The sequence below is a fragment of the Mesorhizobium sp. LNHC229A00 genome (assembly GCF_000502415.1).
Lineage (GTDB): Bacteria > Pseudomonadota > Alphaproteobacteria > Rhizobiales > Rhizobiaceae > Mesorhizobium.
Genome location: NZ_AYWQ01000022.1, coordinates 39,497 through 54,851, shown reverse-complemented (window position 1 = coordinate 54,851; position 15,355 = coordinate 39,497). Strand labels below are relative to the sequence as shown.

At 66.6% G+C, this 15,355-nt stretch carries 13 protein-coding genes and 2 pseudogenes; 11 read left to right on the top strand and 4 right to left on the bottom strand.

The window, feature by feature from the left end:
• A pseudogene (locus X742_RS1000000176105) lies at positions 1 to 170 on the bottom strand (helix-turn-helix domain-containing protein); the annotation flags it as partial.
• A 291-nt stretch (positions 171 to 461) separates the two neighbouring features.
• On the opposite strand from X742_RS1000000176105, the gene X742_RS143185 reads away from it, so the two are divergent.
• Positions 462 to 1,202 (top strand): thioredoxin family protein, encoded by a 741-nt coding sequence (locus tag X742_RS143185; protein WP_023774862.1) that lies wholly within the window; start codon positions 462 to 464, stop codon positions 1,200 to 1,202.
• 98 nt (positions 1,203 to 1,300) lie between these two features.
• Positions 1,301 to 1,564, top strand: coding sequence for a hypothetical protein (locus X742_RS143190; RefSeq protein ID WP_023774861.1), 264 nt, complete (start codon positions 1,301 to 1,303; stop codon positions 1,562 to 1,564).
• A gap of 124 nt (positions 1,565 to 1,688) precedes the next feature.
• On the opposite strand, the gene X742_RS143195 is transcribed toward X742_RS143190, so the two are convergent.
• Positions 1,689 to 3,062: an MFS transporter gene (locus X742_RS143195; protein WP_031248521.1), complete on the bottom strand. Its 1,374-nt coding sequence runs from the start codon at positions 3,060 to 3,062 to the stop codon at positions 1,689 to 1,691.
• A 117-nt stretch (positions 3,063 to 3,179) separates the two neighbouring features.
• On the opposite strand from X742_RS143195, the gene X742_RS143200 reads away from it, so the two are divergent.
• Positions 3,180 to 4,133, top strand: a complete 954-nt coding sequence (locus tag X742_RS143200; RefSeq protein ID WP_023774859.1) for a LysR family transcriptional regulator — start codon at positions 3,180 to 3,182, stop codon at positions 4,131 to 4,133.
• Positions 4,134 to 4,188: 55 nt separating this feature from the next.
• Here the strand turns inward: X742_RS143200 and X742_RS143205 are convergent, their stop codons facing one another.
• The gene (locus X742_RS143205) at positions 4,189 to 4,803 is read right to left on the bottom strand and encodes a TetR/AcrR family transcriptional regulator (RefSeq protein ID WP_023774858.1); all 615 of its coding nucleotides are present in this window, start codon (positions 4,801 to 4,803) and stop codon (positions 4,189 to 4,191) included.
• A gap of 250 nt (positions 4,804 to 5,053) precedes the next feature.
• Between X742_RS143205 and X742_RS143210 the strand changes: the two genes are divergently transcribed.
• The 7 genes and pseudogenes from X742_RS143210 (at position 5,054) to X742_RS143235 (ending at position 12,970) form a co-directional block, all read left to right on the top strand.
• Positions 5,054 to 5,566 carry a (2Fe-2S)-binding protein gene (locus tag X742_RS143210; RefSeq protein ID WP_023774856.1) on the top strand — a complete coding sequence of 171 codons (513 nt, stop codon included), beginning with the start codon at positions 5,054 to 5,056 and terminating at the stop codon, positions 5,564 to 5,566.
• Positions 5,563 to 6,621, top strand: a complete 1,059-nt coding sequence (locus tag X742_RS143215) for a xanthine dehydrogenase family protein subunit M (protein ID WP_023774855.1) — start codon at positions 5,563 to 5,565, stop codon at positions 6,619 to 6,621. The genes X742_RS143210 and X742_RS143215 overlap by 4 nt, the downstream gene beginning before the upstream one ends.
• A pseudogene (locus X742_RS1000000173175) lies at positions 6,611 to 7,264 on the top strand (molybdopterin cofactor-binding domain-containing protein); the annotation flags it as partial. The gene X742_RS143215 and the pseudogene X742_RS1000000173175, both read left to right, overlap by 11 nt.
• Positions 7,231 to 9,081 carry a molybdopterin cofactor-binding domain-containing protein gene (locus tag X742_RS143220; RefSeq protein WP_245275629.1) on the top strand — a complete coding sequence of 617 codons (1,851 nt, stop codon included), beginning with the start codon at positions 7,231 to 7,233 and terminating at the stop codon, positions 9,079 to 9,081. The pseudogene X742_RS1000000173175 and the gene X742_RS143220, both read left to right, overlap by 34 nt.
• Before the next feature lie 114 nt (positions 9,082 to 9,195).
• Complete coding sequence (locus X742_RS143225) at positions 9,196 to 9,678, top strand: (2Fe-2S)-binding protein (protein ID WP_023774852.1); 483 nt, start codon at positions 9,196 to 9,198, stop codon at positions 9,676 to 9,678.
• A complete protein-coding gene (locus tag X742_RS143230) occupies positions 9,675 to 10,658 on the top strand; it encodes a xanthine dehydrogenase family protein subunit M (RefSeq protein ID WP_023774851.1) in 984 nt (327 codons plus the stop codon). The genes X742_RS143225 and X742_RS143230 overlap by 4 nt, the downstream gene beginning before the upstream one ends.
• Positions 10,655 to 12,970, top strand: a complete 2,316-nt coding sequence (locus X742_RS143235; protein ID WP_023774850.1) for a xanthine dehydrogenase family protein molybdopterin-binding subunit — start codon at positions 10,655 to 10,657, stop codon at positions 12,968 to 12,970. Before X742_RS143230 ends, X742_RS143235 begins: the two co-directional genes overlap by 4 nt.
• 92 nt (positions 12,971 to 13,062) lie before the next feature.
• Here X742_RS143235 and X742_RS143240 read toward each other — a convergent pair whose 3' ends face one another.
• Positions 13,063 to 14,073, bottom strand: coding sequence for an NAD(P)-dependent alcohol dehydrogenase (locus X742_RS143240; protein WP_023774849.1), 1,011 nt, complete (start codon positions 14,071 to 14,073; stop codon positions 13,063 to 13,065).
• 97 nt (positions 14,074 to 14,170) lie between these two features.
• Here X742_RS143240 and X742_RS143245 point away from each other — a divergent pair, with 97 nt between their 5' ends.
• A complete protein-coding gene (locus tag X742_RS143245) occupies positions 14,171 to 15,097 on the top strand; it encodes a LysR family transcriptional regulator (protein ID WP_023795638.1) in 927 nt (308 codons plus the stop codon).
• The last annotated feature ends 258 nt before the right edge of the window (positions 15,098 to 15,355 follow it).

Below are 15,355 nucleotides of genomic sequence, written 5' to 3'. Positions count from 1 at the left end.
GCGGCCCGCCGCAACAAGAGCTTGGCGCGATCGAAGTCGCCGAGCTGCGCCATGGCAATGCCGCGCAGCGCCAGCGCCGGCGCATCCTCGCGCAGGGCGACGCGGTCGAGCGCGCCGAGCGGATCGCCGGTCGCCAGCGCCAGCGCTGCGGCGGTGATCAGCGAGTCCATTCAAATCCCGTCACACTTGTAACTCCCACCTTGGCGTCGCGCGGCCCTAACTTACGTCAGTACCGTCAACCAGCAAGACGTGCCGGCAATGACGGCAGCAAGGGAGAATCAGAAAATGCCTGCCTCCACCGACCTCGACCTCGACGCGGCCAATGATACGGCCAAGCACGCCGCACGCCACCCCTGCTGCGCCGGGCCGGATCTCTCGGATTTCGCCGCGCCTGCGGCTCCCCGACATGCCCAGGCAACACCACACCGCAAAGACGCCACGACTGGCAAAGGAGAAGACCAATGACCATGAAGACTCCCCCGATCGTTTCACAGCAGGATTGGAACGCCGCGCACGAAAAGATGCTGGTGAAGGAGAAGGCGACGATGCGCGCCAGGGACGCACTGTCGGCCGAACGCCGGCGCATGCCGTGGACGGAAGTGGATAAGGCCTATGTCTTTGAGGGCCCCGACGGCAAGGTGAGCCTTCTGGACCTGTTCGAAGGCCGCCGCCAGCTCATCGTCTACCGCGCCTTCTTCGAGCCCGGCGTCTATGGCTGGCCCGATCACGCCTGCCGCGGCTGCTCGCTCGGCGCCGACCAGGTCGGCCACCTCGCCCATCTCAACGCCCGCGACACCACGCTCGCCTACGCCTCTCGCGCCCCGCAGGAAGACATTGCGCGGCTGAAGCAGCGGATGGGATGGGAGATGCCCTGGTACACCATCACCGACAGCTTCGACAAAGACTTCGGCGTTGACGAATGGCACGGCCACAACGTGTTCATCCATGACGGGAACCGTATCTTCCGCACCTATTTCATCAACAACCGCGGCGACGAGGCGTTGGGCACCGTCTGGAGCTATCTCGACGTCACGCCGCTCGGCCGCCAGGAGGTGTGGGAAGACTCGCCCGAAGGTTATCCGCAGACGCCACTCTACAGCTGGTGGAACTGGCACGACAATTACGATGCCGGGGCCGACAAGAAATGGGCCGAAGTGTCAGCTGCCGGCGAGGCCGCGTTCCGCGACAAGGGCAACCAGTAAGCTGGCGCAAACCTGTCCAGCCTGGGTTCCTCTCCCGCCTCCGGCAGGGCCGAGGACCCCAGGCCCTAACGGGCGGCAACCATGAAGGGAATAAGATCATGAGCGATATCCATTCCGGCATCGGCATGGTGACCCCCGAAAATGTCGCCCCCCGTGGCATCGCCGACTGGCTATGCCTTGCCGCGGCGCCGACCTTTGCGGCGATGGCGCTGCTTTCCCGTCTTCAGGGCGGCGACGGGACCATGCTGTGCATGGGCGACTCGCCGCTGACCGGCTCGATCCTGACCGGCATGCCGGCCATGTATCTGCTGATGAGCGCTTTCCACCTGGCGCCCTGGCTAAGGGTGATCTCCCGCCGCTAGGCGGCACCAGTGTAGTCCAGGATATCATCTCGTTGGTTTGCGCACCCGCATGCTGGCGGGCTTCGCGCTTCGCCGCCGCATGGCTGGTGGCGGCGGTCGCCAGTTCGGCCACGCCGGGGATGTCTTATCCCACCGTCTCGTAGCGGGCGCGGCTCAGGCTGACCAGGCAGGCGATGGCCGCGCAGATGCCGGCCAGGACCAGCGCGAGGCTGGGTGCGCCTGTCACCGGTAGGGTCGCGAAAATGATCGACATCGAAATGGCGCCAAACGTTTGTCCCAGCAGCCGTGCCGTGCCCTGCATGGCTCCCGCCGCACCGCTGCGCGCCTTGGGTGCGGAGAGAAGCAGGATGCGGTTGTTCGGCGTCTGGAAGAGACCAAAACCCGTGCCCGCGACGACGGTTCCGACCAGGAAGGCAATCGCCCTTGGACCGGGCGGTGTCAGGCCCGCGATCAAAAGGCCGATCGCCAGCAACCCGCCGCCGGCGGCGCACAGCCACGCCGTCTTGAAACGATCGGCCAGCCGCCCCGAAATCGGCGCTATGATGATTGTCGCGATGGGCCATGGCATCATGTAGAGACCCGCCTGGACCGGGCTCATATGCAAGGTGTGCTGCAGGTAGAATGGCAGCGCGACGTAGCTGAGCATCTGCCCGGTGAAGCACGAGATCGAAGCGATGACGGCCACCCGGAAGGCTGGATCGGCCAGGAGGTCGGTCGGCACGATCGGTGCGGCACTCCTGCGTTCGAGAGACAACAAGATGACGAGGCACAGGACGGAACAGCCGATCAGGATCGACCCGCTGACCGGCGCACCGGCGATGCGATCGGCCCCCGTGAAGAACAGGATGAACATCAGCGTGTTGGCCAGCAATGCCGCAACGTTGAGGTGACGCTTCACGCCATCCAGATGCGCAAGCAAGCCGCCGGACAACAGGACGATGATGCCGATCGGGATGTTGACGGCGAACAGCCACGGCCAGCTGGATACGGAGAGGATCGCGCCGGCGACGCCAGGGCCGGCGGCCGCGGAAATCGCAATCGTCATCGCGTTGAAGCCGATGACGGTTCCAAGCAGCCGCTGGGGCACCGAAACGCGCAGGTTCATCGGCCCGGTCGCCATGATGGCGCCCGCCCCCAGCCCCTGGATGGACCGGGCAGCCAGAAGAACAGGCAGGCTGCCGGCGAAGGCACAGCACGCCGAAGCCACCGTGAACAGCGCGACACCCAGAAGAAAGACACGCCGGGGGCCGTGGATCTCGCCCAGCGCGCCGCAAGGCAAAAGGGCCACAAGCACCGCAAGCTGGTAACTCGACACCACCCATACGGTGCTGCTGGCACTGGCATTGAGCGACGCCGCGATGGATGGCAGCGCGACATTGGCGATGGCGCCGTCCAGCACAACGAGGACCAGCGTCATCAGCAGAACGCCAATGGCCAGGTAGCGGCGTGGCGACGGCAGGCCGTCATGGGCGGGATTGATCGTTGCGGCTATGGACATCGGAGGCTCCGCTTCGTTGGTTGTCGCCGCATCGATACCGCTCACCCGATAATTGCACCAGACGCAACGGAGTAAACTGACCGTTGCGTCAAACGCCTCACCCCGCTAAGCTCTCTCATGCTCAATCTCGACCTGAACCTTCTGGTGGCGCTTGACGCCTTGCTTCGGGAGCGCAGCGTCTCGGGCGCCGCCAAGAAGCTTGGCCTCAGCACGTCCGCGATGAGCCGCACACTCTCGAGGTTGCGGCTGGCGCTAGGTGATCCCATCCTGGTTTCGGCGGGACGCGCCATGGTGGCGACGCCTCATGGCGAAGCGATCGCCGAACAGGTGCACACGCTGACGTCGGCGGTCCGGTCCGTCCTCAGCCCATCGCCGGAGATCGATATCAGCCAGGTGCGGCGCGATTTTACCATCCGGGCCAATGAAGCCTTCGTGCTGCTCTACGCCGCGCGTCTCCATGCCCTTGTCACCAGTGCCGCGCCCGGCATAAGGCTGCGCTTCGCGCCCCGGCCGGACAAGCGCATCGAACTGTTGAGAGAAGCCACGATCGACCTCGATATTGGCGTGCTTTCGGGTGATGGCGCCGAATTGCGCGGTCAGGCGTTGTTCGACGACCGTTTTGTCGGCGTGGCGAGAGCGGGGCATCCGCTTCTGGAGACCGAAATAACGGCTGAACGTTACGCCGCGTGCCGGCACGTGGTCTCATCCCGGCGAGGCCATTTCATTGAACCGGTCGATGAAGCGCTCGCCGAACTCGGCCTTTCGCGAACGGTCGATCTGGTGGTGCCTAGCTATCCGGCGGTTGTCGCAGTCGCGGCCGCATCCGATCTTGTCGGACTGGTGCCGCGTTCGTACCATCTGGGTGCGACAGGCCGTACCCAGATGTTTGATCCGCCGGTGGCAATCCCAGGCTTCACCATCACCCAGGCATGGCACCCCCGCATGGATGCCGATCCCGTGCATCGCTGGCTGCGATCGTTGATCTTCAAGGAGTTTCCGGACGCGGTTCGTCGATTCGAGCAGCCGGCGACGGCAGGGAGTCTGGCGGCGGATCGACGGCGGACCGACTGATCTTATCGTTTGTCATCACTCACCTCATGCCGGAGGGCAAGCGGCGTTCGCCCTCTCATCCAGCCTTCGTCGCCCCGAACCGCAACCCGTCCATCAGGAGCTTGACCAGGCGGCGCGAACGGTCGCGCCACTCGGGCGTATCTGGTGCCGAGTAGATGCCGCCGAGTGCATGCAGCACGTCGGAGGCATCGACATCGCCGCGGATGGTGCCGTCGGCCACCGCCGCCTCGACCAGTTGCCGCAGCGCTTGCGACACCCGTCCCGACGTATCCGAAAACAGCGTCGAATTGGTGGTGAACAGGATGCGCAGGCTGGTCGCAAGGCCGCGCTTGGTAGCGATGTAGTCGACGAAGCGGCGCATCCATTCTTCCAGCGCCACATCGGAGGGATGTCTTGCCGCGAGCTCGCCGGCCGCCGCGCACAACCCCTCGGCTTCGCGGCGGTAGACCACCTCGACCAGATGCTCGCGTGTCGGAAAATGCCGGTAGAGCGTGCCGATGCCGACACCGGCGCGCCGCGCGATCTCCTCCAGCGAGGCGTCGATGCCGCGCTCGGCAAAGACCGCAGCCGCCACCTCGACCAGCCGGTCGCGATTGCGCCGTGCATCCGCACGCAGCGACTTGGCGGCGGCGGGTTTTTGGTCAGCAGTTGTGACGGGCTCAAAAGCCAATTTTTTTCTCCACCAAGGATATGGGGGCTTGAACCACGCCTGGCTAGCCCCCAAGTAGATAAACGGAGGCGCCTCCGTTTCAGTGGAGCACGTTTATCATATAATCAGGGGAACCGGTATGTCACGCCTTTCGAAGCCGCAACCCGCCACTTTTCCAACCCGCGGGAGATTGGCCGCAGCCTGACCTTGCCCTTCGCCGCCCCTACCCCAATTCTTCCCCTCAGCGTCAAGCAACTGGAGCCAGACGCCCATGACCAGCCTTCCCATCTCGCTTACCGTCAACGGACATCGACACGAACTGGAGGTCGACCCACGCGTAACCTTGCTTGACTTGCTGCGCGAGCGGCTTGAACTCACCGGCACAAAGAAGGGCTGCGACCGCGGCCAGTGTGGCGCCTGCACGGTATTGGTCGACGGCAAGCGCATAAACTCCTGCCTGGCGTTGGCGGTCAGCCATGACGGCGCCGAGGTGCTGACCATCGAAGGCATCGCTCACGGTGAAGAACTGCACCCTGTGCAGGCCGCCTTCATCGCCCATGACGGCTTCCAATGCGGTTTCTGCACGCCCGGCCAGATCATGAGCACGCTCGGCTTGATCGCCGAAGGACAGGCTGGCGACGATCCCGAGCGCATCCGCGAGGGGCTGAGCGGCAACATCTGCCGCTGCGCGGCCTATGGCGGCATCGTCGAGGCGGTCCTGGAAGCCCAGAAAAACATGGCCGACACCGCCACCACCGAGGCACGCAGGAGGACCGCGGCATGAGAGACTTCGATTTCATCAGGCCCGCCACCGTCTCCGACGCCATAGCGGCGGCGGCCGAACCGGGTTCGGCTTATCTCGCCGGCGGCACCAATCTGCTCGATCTGATGAAGGGCGGCATCACCAGCCCCGAACGGATCGTCGACATCACCCGCCTGCCGGAACTCAATCGCATCGAAATGCTGGATGATGGCGGCCTGCGCATCGGCGCGCTGGTCCGCAATGCCGATCTCGCACATGATCCGGCCTTCGCCAAGGCCTATCCGGCGGTGGCCGAAGCGCTGCTTTCGGGCGCCTCGGCGCAGCTTCGCAATGCCGCCACCGTCGGCGGCAATCTGCTGCAGCGTACGCGGTGCAGTTACTTCTACGACACCGCCAGCGCCTGCAACAGGCGCGAACCCGGTTCCGGCTGCTCGGCACTTGGCGGCGAGAACCGCCTGCATGCGGTGCTTGGCTGGAGCGATGCCTGCATCGCCACCCATCCCTCCGATTTCTGCGTGCCGCTGGTGGCGTTGGACGCCGTCGTCGAGATCGAGGGCAAGGGAGGCCGGCGCCACGTCACCTTGGAGGAATTCCACCGGCTTCCGGGCGACACGCCGCAGCGCGAAACCGTGCTGCAGCCGGGCGACCTGGTCGTTGCGGTGCGCCTGCCGGCGGAAGCAGCGTCCTTCGCCGCCCACGCCCGCTACCTGAAACTGCGCGAACGCACCTCCTATGCCTTCGCCGTCGTTTCGGCTGCCGCTGCCCTGACGGTCGCCGACGGCAAGATCCGCGCCGCGAGGCTGGCGCTCGGCGGTGTCGCGGCCAAGCCATGGCGGGTGCGCTCGGCGGAAGCGGTGCTGCTCGGCGCCGATGCCGACGAAGCGAGCTTCGTTCGGGCCGCGGATGCGGCTCTGGCCGACGCCAGCCCCTCCGGCGACAATGCGTTCAAGATCGAGCTTGCCCGCCGCATTGTCGTCAGGGCGCTGATGTCCGCGCAGGCAGGCACGCCCGCTCTGATGCCCGCTTTGCCTGCTTCCCCTTTTTCCTCCCTTCCCGGAGTGCGTCATGACGCTTGAACTCGGCCTGAACCAACAGCCTGCCCATACGCGCCAAGGCTCCAGCATCGGCCAGCCGCTGACCCGTCGCGACGGATTTTTAAAAGTCACCGGGACCGCGCGCTTTGCCGCCGACAACAATCCGCCCGGCATGCTCTATGCCGTGCTTGCCGTCTCCAGCATCGCGCGCGGCCGGGTTGTCTCGCTGGATGTCGAGGCGGCCAAGGCGCATGCGGGCGTGGTCGAGGTGATGACGCCTCTGAACCGGCCGGCGCTCGCCGTCGATCCGGATGCCAAGGACCATCCCTTCATGTTTCGGCTCGACCTGCTGCAGAATGATGGGGTTCGCTACCCCAACCAGAGCATTGCCGTGGTGATCGGGCAGACGCTGGAAGCGGCGACCGAAGGCGCGGCGCTGTTGTCGCCGCGCTATGAGGAGTTGCCGGCGCGCGTTGGTCTGGACGGCGCCAAAAGCTTCGTACCGCGCGGCGTTGGCGTCGGCAACCCGGCGGTGCAGGAGAAGGGCGATGTCGAGGCCGGCCTCAAATCGGCAAGGACGCGGATCGAGGCGACCTACGAGACGCCGGCCCAATACCACAACGCCATGGAGCCCCACGCGATCGTCGCTGCCTGGGATGGCGACCGGCTGTCGATCGACACGCCGANGGTCTGGACGGCGCCAAAAGCTTCGTGCCGCGCGGCGTTGGCGTCGGCAACCCGGCGGTGCAGGAGAAGGGCGATGTCGAGGCCGGCCTCAAATCGGCAAGGACGCGGATCGAGGCGACCTACGAGACGCCGGCCCAGTACCACAACGCCATGGAGCCCCACGCGATCGTCGCTGCCTGGGATGGCGACCGGCTGTCGATCGACACGCCGAGCCAAGGCCTGGCCATGGCGCAGGGCCGCATCGCCGGCCTGTTCGGCATTGCGCCGCAAAACGTCCATATCCGCAGCCCCTTCCTGGGCGGCGGCTTCGGCTCCAAGGGCATGATTTCCGGACCGCAAGTGCTCGGCATCCTGGCGGCGCGTCTCGTCGGCCGCCCGGTCAAGCTGGTGCTCCGGCGCGAGCAGATGTACGGCCCGGTCGGTCACCGCGCCCCGACCCGCCAGACATTGCGCATGGGCATGGATGGCGAAGGGCTGCTGACCGCGATCTCCCATCACGCCAGGACCACGTCGAGCACGTTCGACGATTTCTTCGAACCGGCGGCGGACGCCTCGCACACGCTCTATGCCAGTCCGGCCATCGCCACCTCGCACGATGCCGTGCGGCTCGACACCGGCACGCCGCTGTTCATGCGGGCCCCGGGCGAGGCCACCGGATCGATCGCGCTTGAGAGCGCCATCGACGAGGCGGCCCATGCCTGCGGCATGGACCCGCTGGAATTCCGGCTCAGGAACTATGCCGAGGTCGAACCGATGACCGGCAAGCCGTTCTCCTCCAAGGCGCTGCGCGAATGTTACGAACAGGCCGCCGAGGCGTTCGGCTGGGCGAGCCGCCCGCTGCAGCCGCGGCGGATGCGCGACGCCGACGGTTTCCTCACCGGCTGGGGCATGGGCACGGCGACGTTCCCGGCACTCATGTTCCAGGCCGAGGCACGCGCGGTGCTGAGGGCCGACGGCAGTGGCTTGATGGAGACCGGCGCTCAGGACATGGGCCAAGGCGCCTGGACGGCTTTTGCCCAGATTGCAGCAGACGGGCTGGGGCTCGACATCGACCAGGTCGATTTCAGGGCTGGCAGTTCCGACCTGCCCAATGCGGGAATCGCCGGCGGGTCGGGTCACACGGCGACGGCCGGCATGGCCATCCACAATGCGGGTGCGGCCGTCATCGCCAACCTTGCCGATCTCGCCACCGGCGACGAAGCCTCGCCGCTGTTCGGAGCCGGCAACGAAGGCGTTGTTGCACGCGGCGGACGCCTTTATCGGCGCGACGACGAAAGCCGCGGCGAAAGCTATGCCGAGATCCTCGTCCGCGCGGGCCTGACCGAAATCGAGGGCCGGGGCAAAGGCGCTCCGGATCCGGCCTCCCAGGAGACTTACGCCAAGCATGCGCATGGGGCCGTCTTCGCCGAGGTGAAGGTCGACCCGGATCTCGGCCAGATCCGCGTCACTCGGCTGGTCGGCGCATTCGCCGCCGGACGGGTCATCAATCCGCGGCTGGTGCGCAGCCAGTACTATGGCGGGATGATCTGGGGCGTTTCCTTCGCGCTGCACGAGGAAGCCGTCACCGACCGGCGTTCCGGCCGCATCCAGAATGCCAACCTGGCGGACTATCATGTCCCGGTGAATGCCGACGTGCCCTCGGTCGAGGCGCTGCTGGTTCACGAGGACGACCCTTACGTGAACGCCCTCGGCATCAAGGGCGTTGGCGAAATCGGCATAACCGGGACTGCCGGCGCCGTCGCCAATGCGGTCTGGCACGCGACCGGCGTGCGCCCACGGCGCTTTCCGATCCGAATCGAGGACCTGCTGGGGTGACGAGCGGTCCGCCCGAAACGACAGGCCCGCGCCAGGGCAGGCAAGCGGTCGGTCGGACCGCCCTGCCCCAGTCCAGTTCATTCCACAGCGTCAAGCAACTGGAGCCAGACGCCCATGACGAGCAAGACCACAATTCCCGTCCATCTCGATATCAACGGCCAGCATCACACGCTGGAACTCGAGCCGCGTGTCACGCTGCTCGACGCCTTGCGTGACAGGCTCGGCCTGACCGGCACCAAGAAGGGCTGCGACCACGGCCAGTGCGGCGCCTGCACCGTCCATGTCGACGGCGAGCGCGTGCTGGCCTGCCTGACGCTGGCCGCGCAAGCCGAGGGCCGCGCCATCGCCACCATAGAGGGGCTTGCACGGGAGGGCGAACTGCATCCCGTGCAGGCTGCCTTCCTCGAGCAGGACGCCTTCCAGTGCGGCTATTGCACGCCAGGCCAGATCATGTCGGCGGTGGCCTGCATCCGCGAGGGCCACGCCGGGTCGGACGAGGAGATCCGCGAATACATGGCCGGCAATCTCTGCCGCTGCGGCGCCTATCCGCACATTGTCGCCGCCGTGCGCCAGGCAGCGCTGGAGGCCGTGTCATGAGGGATTTTTCCTATTTTCGCGCCACCTCGGCTGACGCCGCCCGCCAGGCGGCCGCGCTCCCCGGCGCCATGCTTCTGGCAGGCGGCACCACGCTGATCGACCTCGCCAAATGCGGCGTCGCCGAGCCCGACACGCTGGTCGATATCACCCATCTCAAGGGGTTCGACCAGATCGAGGTCGACGAGCGCGGCGTCGTCATCGGCGCGCTCGCCAGGATGGGCCATGTCGCCGCCCACGCGGACATCAAGAGCCGCTTCCCCGCCATCTCCGAAGCGCTCTGGCAGGCAGCCTCGGCGCAGATCCGCAACATGGCGACGATCGGCGGCAATCTGATGCAGCGCACGCGCTGCCCCTATTTCCGCGATCCCTCGAACTTTGCCGCCTGCAACAAGCGCGAACCAGGCAGCGGCTGTTCGGCGATCGGCGGCGTTACCAGGGGCCATGCCGTGCTTGGCACCAGCGAGGCTTGCATCGCCATGTATCCCGGAGACCTCGCCACCGCGCTCGTCGCCTTCGACGCAACGGTCCATCTCGGCGAACGGCGCGTGCCGGTGGAGGACTTTTTCCTGCTGCCAGGCACGACGCCCGACAGGGAACACGCGATCGAGCCGGGCGAGATGATCACCGCCATCGAAATCCCTTCTTCCGCCGTCGCCCGCCGTTCGACCTATCTGAAGATCCGCGACCGGCAGTCCTATGAGTTCGCCGCGGCCAGCGCCGCCGTCGGGCTCGAACTGGAGGCCGACGGGCGCACCATCCGCGACCTGCGCGTGGCGCTCGGTGGCGTCGCCACCAAACCCTGGCGGGCGCGAGCCGTGGAAGCCGCGCTGAAAGGCAAGGTGCTCGAGCCGGAAGCCGTTCGCACGGCCAGCCTGCTCGCCGTCGAAGGCGCGGTCGACCATGGCGCCAACCGTTACAAGGTCGAACTCGCGCCGCGCGTCGTCGCACGCGCCATCCTCAAATTGGGAGAAGCGGCATGACCGTTCACATCGCAAGCACTGTTTACGTCGGAAGACATGGCGACGCGTCCGACGGCGCGCAGGTGGAGGCCGTCGGCGGCCGGCTGTCGCGCGTCGACGGCCCGGCCAAGATCACGGGTGCGGCGAGATACGCGGTCGAGCAGCAGCTCGAAGGGCTCGCCTATGCCGTGCTGGTCGAAAGCACCATCGCATCCGGCAAGGTGCGCGCCATCGAAACGGCGGAGGCCGAGAATGCGCCGGGCGTCCTCAAGGTGTTGACACCAGACACCATCATCAGCCTGAAAACCGCCTCGGACTGGTTCGGCACGCCGCCGCCGGACAATCCCTATTGCCCGCTGGCGCGCGACGTCACCTTCTCGGGCCAGCACGTCGCCGCCGTGGTCGCCGAGACCTTTGAGCAGGCCGTGGCCGCCGCGGCGATGGTCAAGGTCAGCTATGATGAGACGCCGGCCATCGTCGACCTCAGCGACGGCAAGGCCGGCGACGGCATCCCGGTCGATGCCATGACCAAGGAATGGGGCGACGCGGCCGCCGCCTTCGCCTCCGCTCCGGTGCGCGTCTGCGCCGCCTACAACACACCGCGCGAATACCAGGCGCCTATGGAACCGCATGGCCTGATCGCCCGCTGGGAGGGCGACCATCTCACCGTATGGGAGCCGAGCCAATGGCTGGACGGCATGGCGCGCACCTATGCCGAATGGTTCGGCGTGCCGTTCGAGAATGTGCGGCTGGTGTCGCCCTATATCGGTGGCGGCTTCGGCTCCAAGGCGCTGGCGCTGAGCCATGGCGCGATTGCCGCAAGTGCCGCGAAAATGCTCGGCCGGCCGGTGCGGCTGGTAATGACGCGGCCGCAGACCTTCACCGGCTATGGCGGCCGCGCCGCGACGCGGCAGACGGTGACGATCGGCGCCGACCACGACGGAAAAATCCAGTCGATCGTGCATCGCGGCGTCAACGAAACCTCCATCGACGGCATGTGGGTCGAGCCGCTGGGCTCGGTCACCTCGATCATGTACGCGACGCCAAACTTCTCCTCGAAACAGAACGTCGTGCGAGTGAATTCGGTGGTGCCGGGCGCTATGCGCGCCCCGGGCGAAAACCCGTCGGCCTTCGGCATCGAAAGCGCCATCGACGAGCTCGCCTACGAGGTCGGCATCGATCCGCTGGAAATCCGGCTGCGCAACTACGCCGAACAGGATCCGCACGCGAAAAAAGCCTGGTCGACCCGGCAGTTGCGCGAGGCTTTCGCGGCGGGTGCCGAACGCTTCGGCTGGGCCAGGCGCACGCCTGAGCCACGCTCGATGCGCGACGGCAACCATCTGGTCGGCTGGGGCGTGGCCGCCGGGACTTATCCGGTGCGGCGCGCCTATGGCGAGGCCATCGTGCGCATCTTGGCCGACGGTTCGGTCGAGGTCGAAAGCTCCTCGATCGACATGGGCCAGGGCACCTACACGATCCTGGCGCAGACCGCCGCCGAAACGGTCGGCGTTGCGGCCGACGACGTGGTGGTGAAGCTCGGCGATTCGCACTTCCCCCGCGCCGGCGTCGCCGGCGGCTCGCGGCTGGCCGGCGTGATGACGGGCGCCGTCCACAAGGCCGCGACCTCGGCGCTCGACCAACTGGTCGGCCTGGCGATCAGCGATCCGCGCTCGCCCTTCAACGCGCTGCAGGCCAACACTTTGGTCGTCGCCAAAGGCCGCATCGCCACGCCGCGCGGCGACGGCCCCGACGTCTCGATCGCCGAATTGCTGAAAAGCGTCGGCCGCGACCGCATCGAAGCGACGGGCGACACCATGCCGGCCAATTCGACAGCGGATGATCGCTATAGGAACTACACCACCATCGCCATGGCGCTGCCGCACACCGAGGGCGACTATTCCCGCCACTCCTGGTGCGCCCATTTCGTCGAGGTGCGCGTCGACGAGGATTTCGGCACGGTGCGTGTGTCGCGGGTCGTGTCGGCGCTGGATTCAGGCCGCCTCTACAATCCGAAGCTGGCCGAGAGCCAGTGGAAGGGCGGCATCATCATGGGCATCGGCCAGGCGTTGCTCGAAGAAGGCATCGTCGACCGCCGCCACGGCCGCATCGTCAACAACAACCTCGCCGACTATCTCGTCCCGACCAACGCCGACGTCCCCGACATCGAGGTGATCTCGGTGGGGATTCCCGACCCGCACTCCTCGGTGCTCGGCGGCAAGGGCGTCGGCGAACTGGCGATCGTCGGCATGGCGCCGGCCATCGCCAACGCGGTGTTCCATGCGACGGGAAAGCGGATACGCGACCTGCCGATCACGCTGGAGAAGCTAATTTAACGGTGAGGCTGCCAATCTCCCCTTGGAGGGGGAGATTGCACGTTGCGACGGTTTCGCGAATTTCAACGTTGAAGAAATGGCGCCTGCGCCGATCACCACTCCAGCCCGAACACCAGCTTGCCGAAATGCAGGCCGCCGGCGGCCATGTGGGCGTAGGCTTCAGTGGCTTCATGAGGTGAAAACACCTTGTCGACCACTGGCTCGATCCGGGCTGCGCCGACGGCGCGCGCGGCGTCGAGAAGATCGGACACGGATCCGGTGTTGTTGCCGACCACCTTCAGCGCCTTGATGATGATCGGCAGCAGATTGATCGTGGCTTCGGCACCGGTGACGAAGCCGATGGTGAACAGCGTGCCGCCGGGCGCGGTGGCGTTGACGGCGCGGGCGAAGGTGGCGCTGCCCCCGGTCTCGACGACAAGGTCGGCGCCGAGGCCGCCGGTCAGCTCCAGCACCTTGCCGTCCCAGTCGGGCGTCGCGCGGTAGTTGATGAGATGATCGGCGCCAAGGGCCTTCGCTCGCTCCAGCTTTTCGTCCGACGACGAGGTGATGATGACGGTCGCGCCGACGGCTTTGGCAAGCTGCAGGGTGAAGATCGAGACGCCGCCGGTGCCAAGCAGCACGACAACCGAGCCCGGCCCGACATCGGCGGCGCGGATGGCGTTCCAGGCGGTGGTGCCGCAGATGGGCAGAGTCGACGCCGCCTCGAAGGAAAGATGCGCCGGCACCGGCACAAGCGAATTGGCCGGCAACGCGACATATTCGGCCAGTGACCCCGGCAGCGAAATGCCGCGCATCTGCCTCATCTCGTAAGGCCGCGGCGGCCCACCGATCCAGCGCGGCTTGGCATGCGCGACGACGCGATCGCCGATAGCGAATTTCGCAACGTCCTCGCCCAGCGCCACGATCTCGCCGGCGCCGTCGGCGACAGGGATGAGCGGAAAGCTCGGTCCGGGATAATTGCCGCTTGCCACCGCCACATCGACGAAATTGAGGCTCGCCGCACGCTGGCGGATCAGCACCTCTCCGCGCTGCGGTTCGGGGGTTGCAACGGTGGCGGCGCGGAAGGCGTCCAGCCTGGGCTGGCTGAGTTCGATGGCTTTCATGATTTCACTCCGTTGGGACGATTGATGGATTGAGTGAACCTATTTGTTGCGCTATCTCTGGATAATCCTTGCTTTGAGCAATTGAGAACTGTGATTTATGCAGCAATCTCACGAACCCGCTGCCCTTGCCGAGATGGCTGCATTCGCGGCCATCGCCGAGGCGCGGTCCTTCACCAAAGCGGCGGCGCGGGTCGGGCGCGACGCGACCATCCTGTCGCGGCGCCTGCAATCGCTGGAGACGCGGCTCGGGGTGAGACTGCTCTCGCGCACGACGCGCAGCGTCTCGCTGACCGAAGCGGGCGCCGAATTCCTGGTGCGCGTGCGCGCCATCCTTGCATCCGTCGACGAGGCCGAGGCCGTCGCGTCCGCGCATGCCGGAGGCCGCCCCCGCGGCGTTCTCAGGTTGGCGCTGCCCGGCACGTTCGGGCGCATGTGGATCGGGCCGCTGCTGCCTCAATTCCTCGCCGAATTTCCCGATGTCCGCATCGAGGCCGAATTCTCCAACCGCTTCACCGATCTGGTCGCCGAGAATTTCGACGTCGCCGTGCGGCTGGGCAGCCTGGAGGATTCGCGCCTGGTGGCACGCAAGGTGGCGACGCGACGCAGGCTGCTCTGCGCGGCTCCCTCCTATCTCGCCCGCAGCGGCACGCCGGAGACGCCGCGGGCGCTGCTCGACCATTCCTGCCTGGGCTTCTCGGGCTTCCAGACCTTTCCGGCTTGGGAGATGACCGACCGCGAGGGCCGGCGCGCGCGCGTCGAGGTATCCGGGCCATTGGTCAGCGACGATGCCGAGGTGCTGGTCGAGGCCGCCGTGCAGGGGCTCGGCCTGATGATGAGCACCGACTGGCTGGTCGGGCGCGAGCTTGCCGACGGACGGCTGGTGCCTGTGCTGGAGGAGTGGACCTTGGCGGATGAAGGCGCCGTCTATGTCGTCACGCCCTCGGCCAAGGGAAAAGCCGCCAAGACCCGCGCCTTCACCGACTGGATCGGCAAGCGCTTCGCGCCGGAACCGCCCTGGCGGTAAAGCCGCTGACCCGCTGGCGGTAGAGACCGCGCGCTCCGCCTTCAGGGCCAATGAGTCGCTAGGGCATGCCGATGTCCGACACGAGTTGACGAGGCCGGCTCGACGGTAGTGGAAGCCGGCATCGACATGAAAGTGTCGCCCAATGCCACGCTCGGCCTGTCCTATTCCGGGCAGTTCGGCGGTGGCGCGTCGACAACGGCGCCAAGGCAAACCTCAGCGTCAAGTTCTGACGACAACAGGCAGCCGGCTCGCGCCAAA

Bases quoted from the DNA above. Each gene is read 5' to 3' on its own strand.
- X742_RS143235 (WP_023774850.1), top strand. From the start codon at position 10,655: ATGACCGTTCACATCGCAAGCACTGTTTACGTCGGAAGACATGGCGAC.
- X742_RS143225 (WP_023774852.1), top strand. From the start codon at position 9,196: ATGACGAGCAAGACCACAATTCCCGTCCATCTCGATATCAACGGCCAG.
- X742_RS143195 (WP_031248521.1), bottom strand. From the start codon at position 3,062: ATGTCCATAGCCGCAACGATCAATCCCGCCCATGACGGCCTGCCGTCG.
- X742_RS143185 (WP_023774862.1), top strand. From the start codon at position 462: ATGACCATGAAGACTCCCCCGATCGTTTCACAGCAGGATTGGAACGCC.
- X742_RS143245 (WP_023795638.1), top strand. From the start codon at position 14,171: ATGCAGCAATCTCACGAACCCGCTGCCCTTGCCGAGATGGCTGCATTC.
- X742_RS143215 (WP_023774855.1), top strand. From the start codon at position 5,563: ATGAGAGACTTCGATTTCATCAGGCCCGCCACCGTCTCCGACGCCATA.
- X742_RS143190 (WP_023774861.1), top strand. From the start codon at position 1,301: ATGAGCGATATCCATTCCGGCATCGGCATGGTGACCCCCGAAAATGTC.
- X742_RS143200 (WP_023774859.1), top strand. From the start codon at position 3,180: ATGCTCAATCTCGACCTGAACCTTCTGGTGGCGCTTGACGCCTTGCTT.
- X742_RS143210 (WP_023774856.1), top strand. From the start codon at position 5,054: ATGACCAGCCTTCCCATCTCGCTTACCGTCAACGGACATCGACACGAA.
- X742_RS143240 (WP_023774849.1), bottom strand. From the start codon at position 14,073: ATGAAAGCCATCGAACTCAGCCAGCCCAGGCTGGACGCCTTCCGCGCC.
- X742_RS143230 (WP_023774851.1), top strand. From the start codon at position 9,675: ATGAGGGATTTTTCCTATTTTCGCGCCACCTCGGCTGACGCCGCCCGC.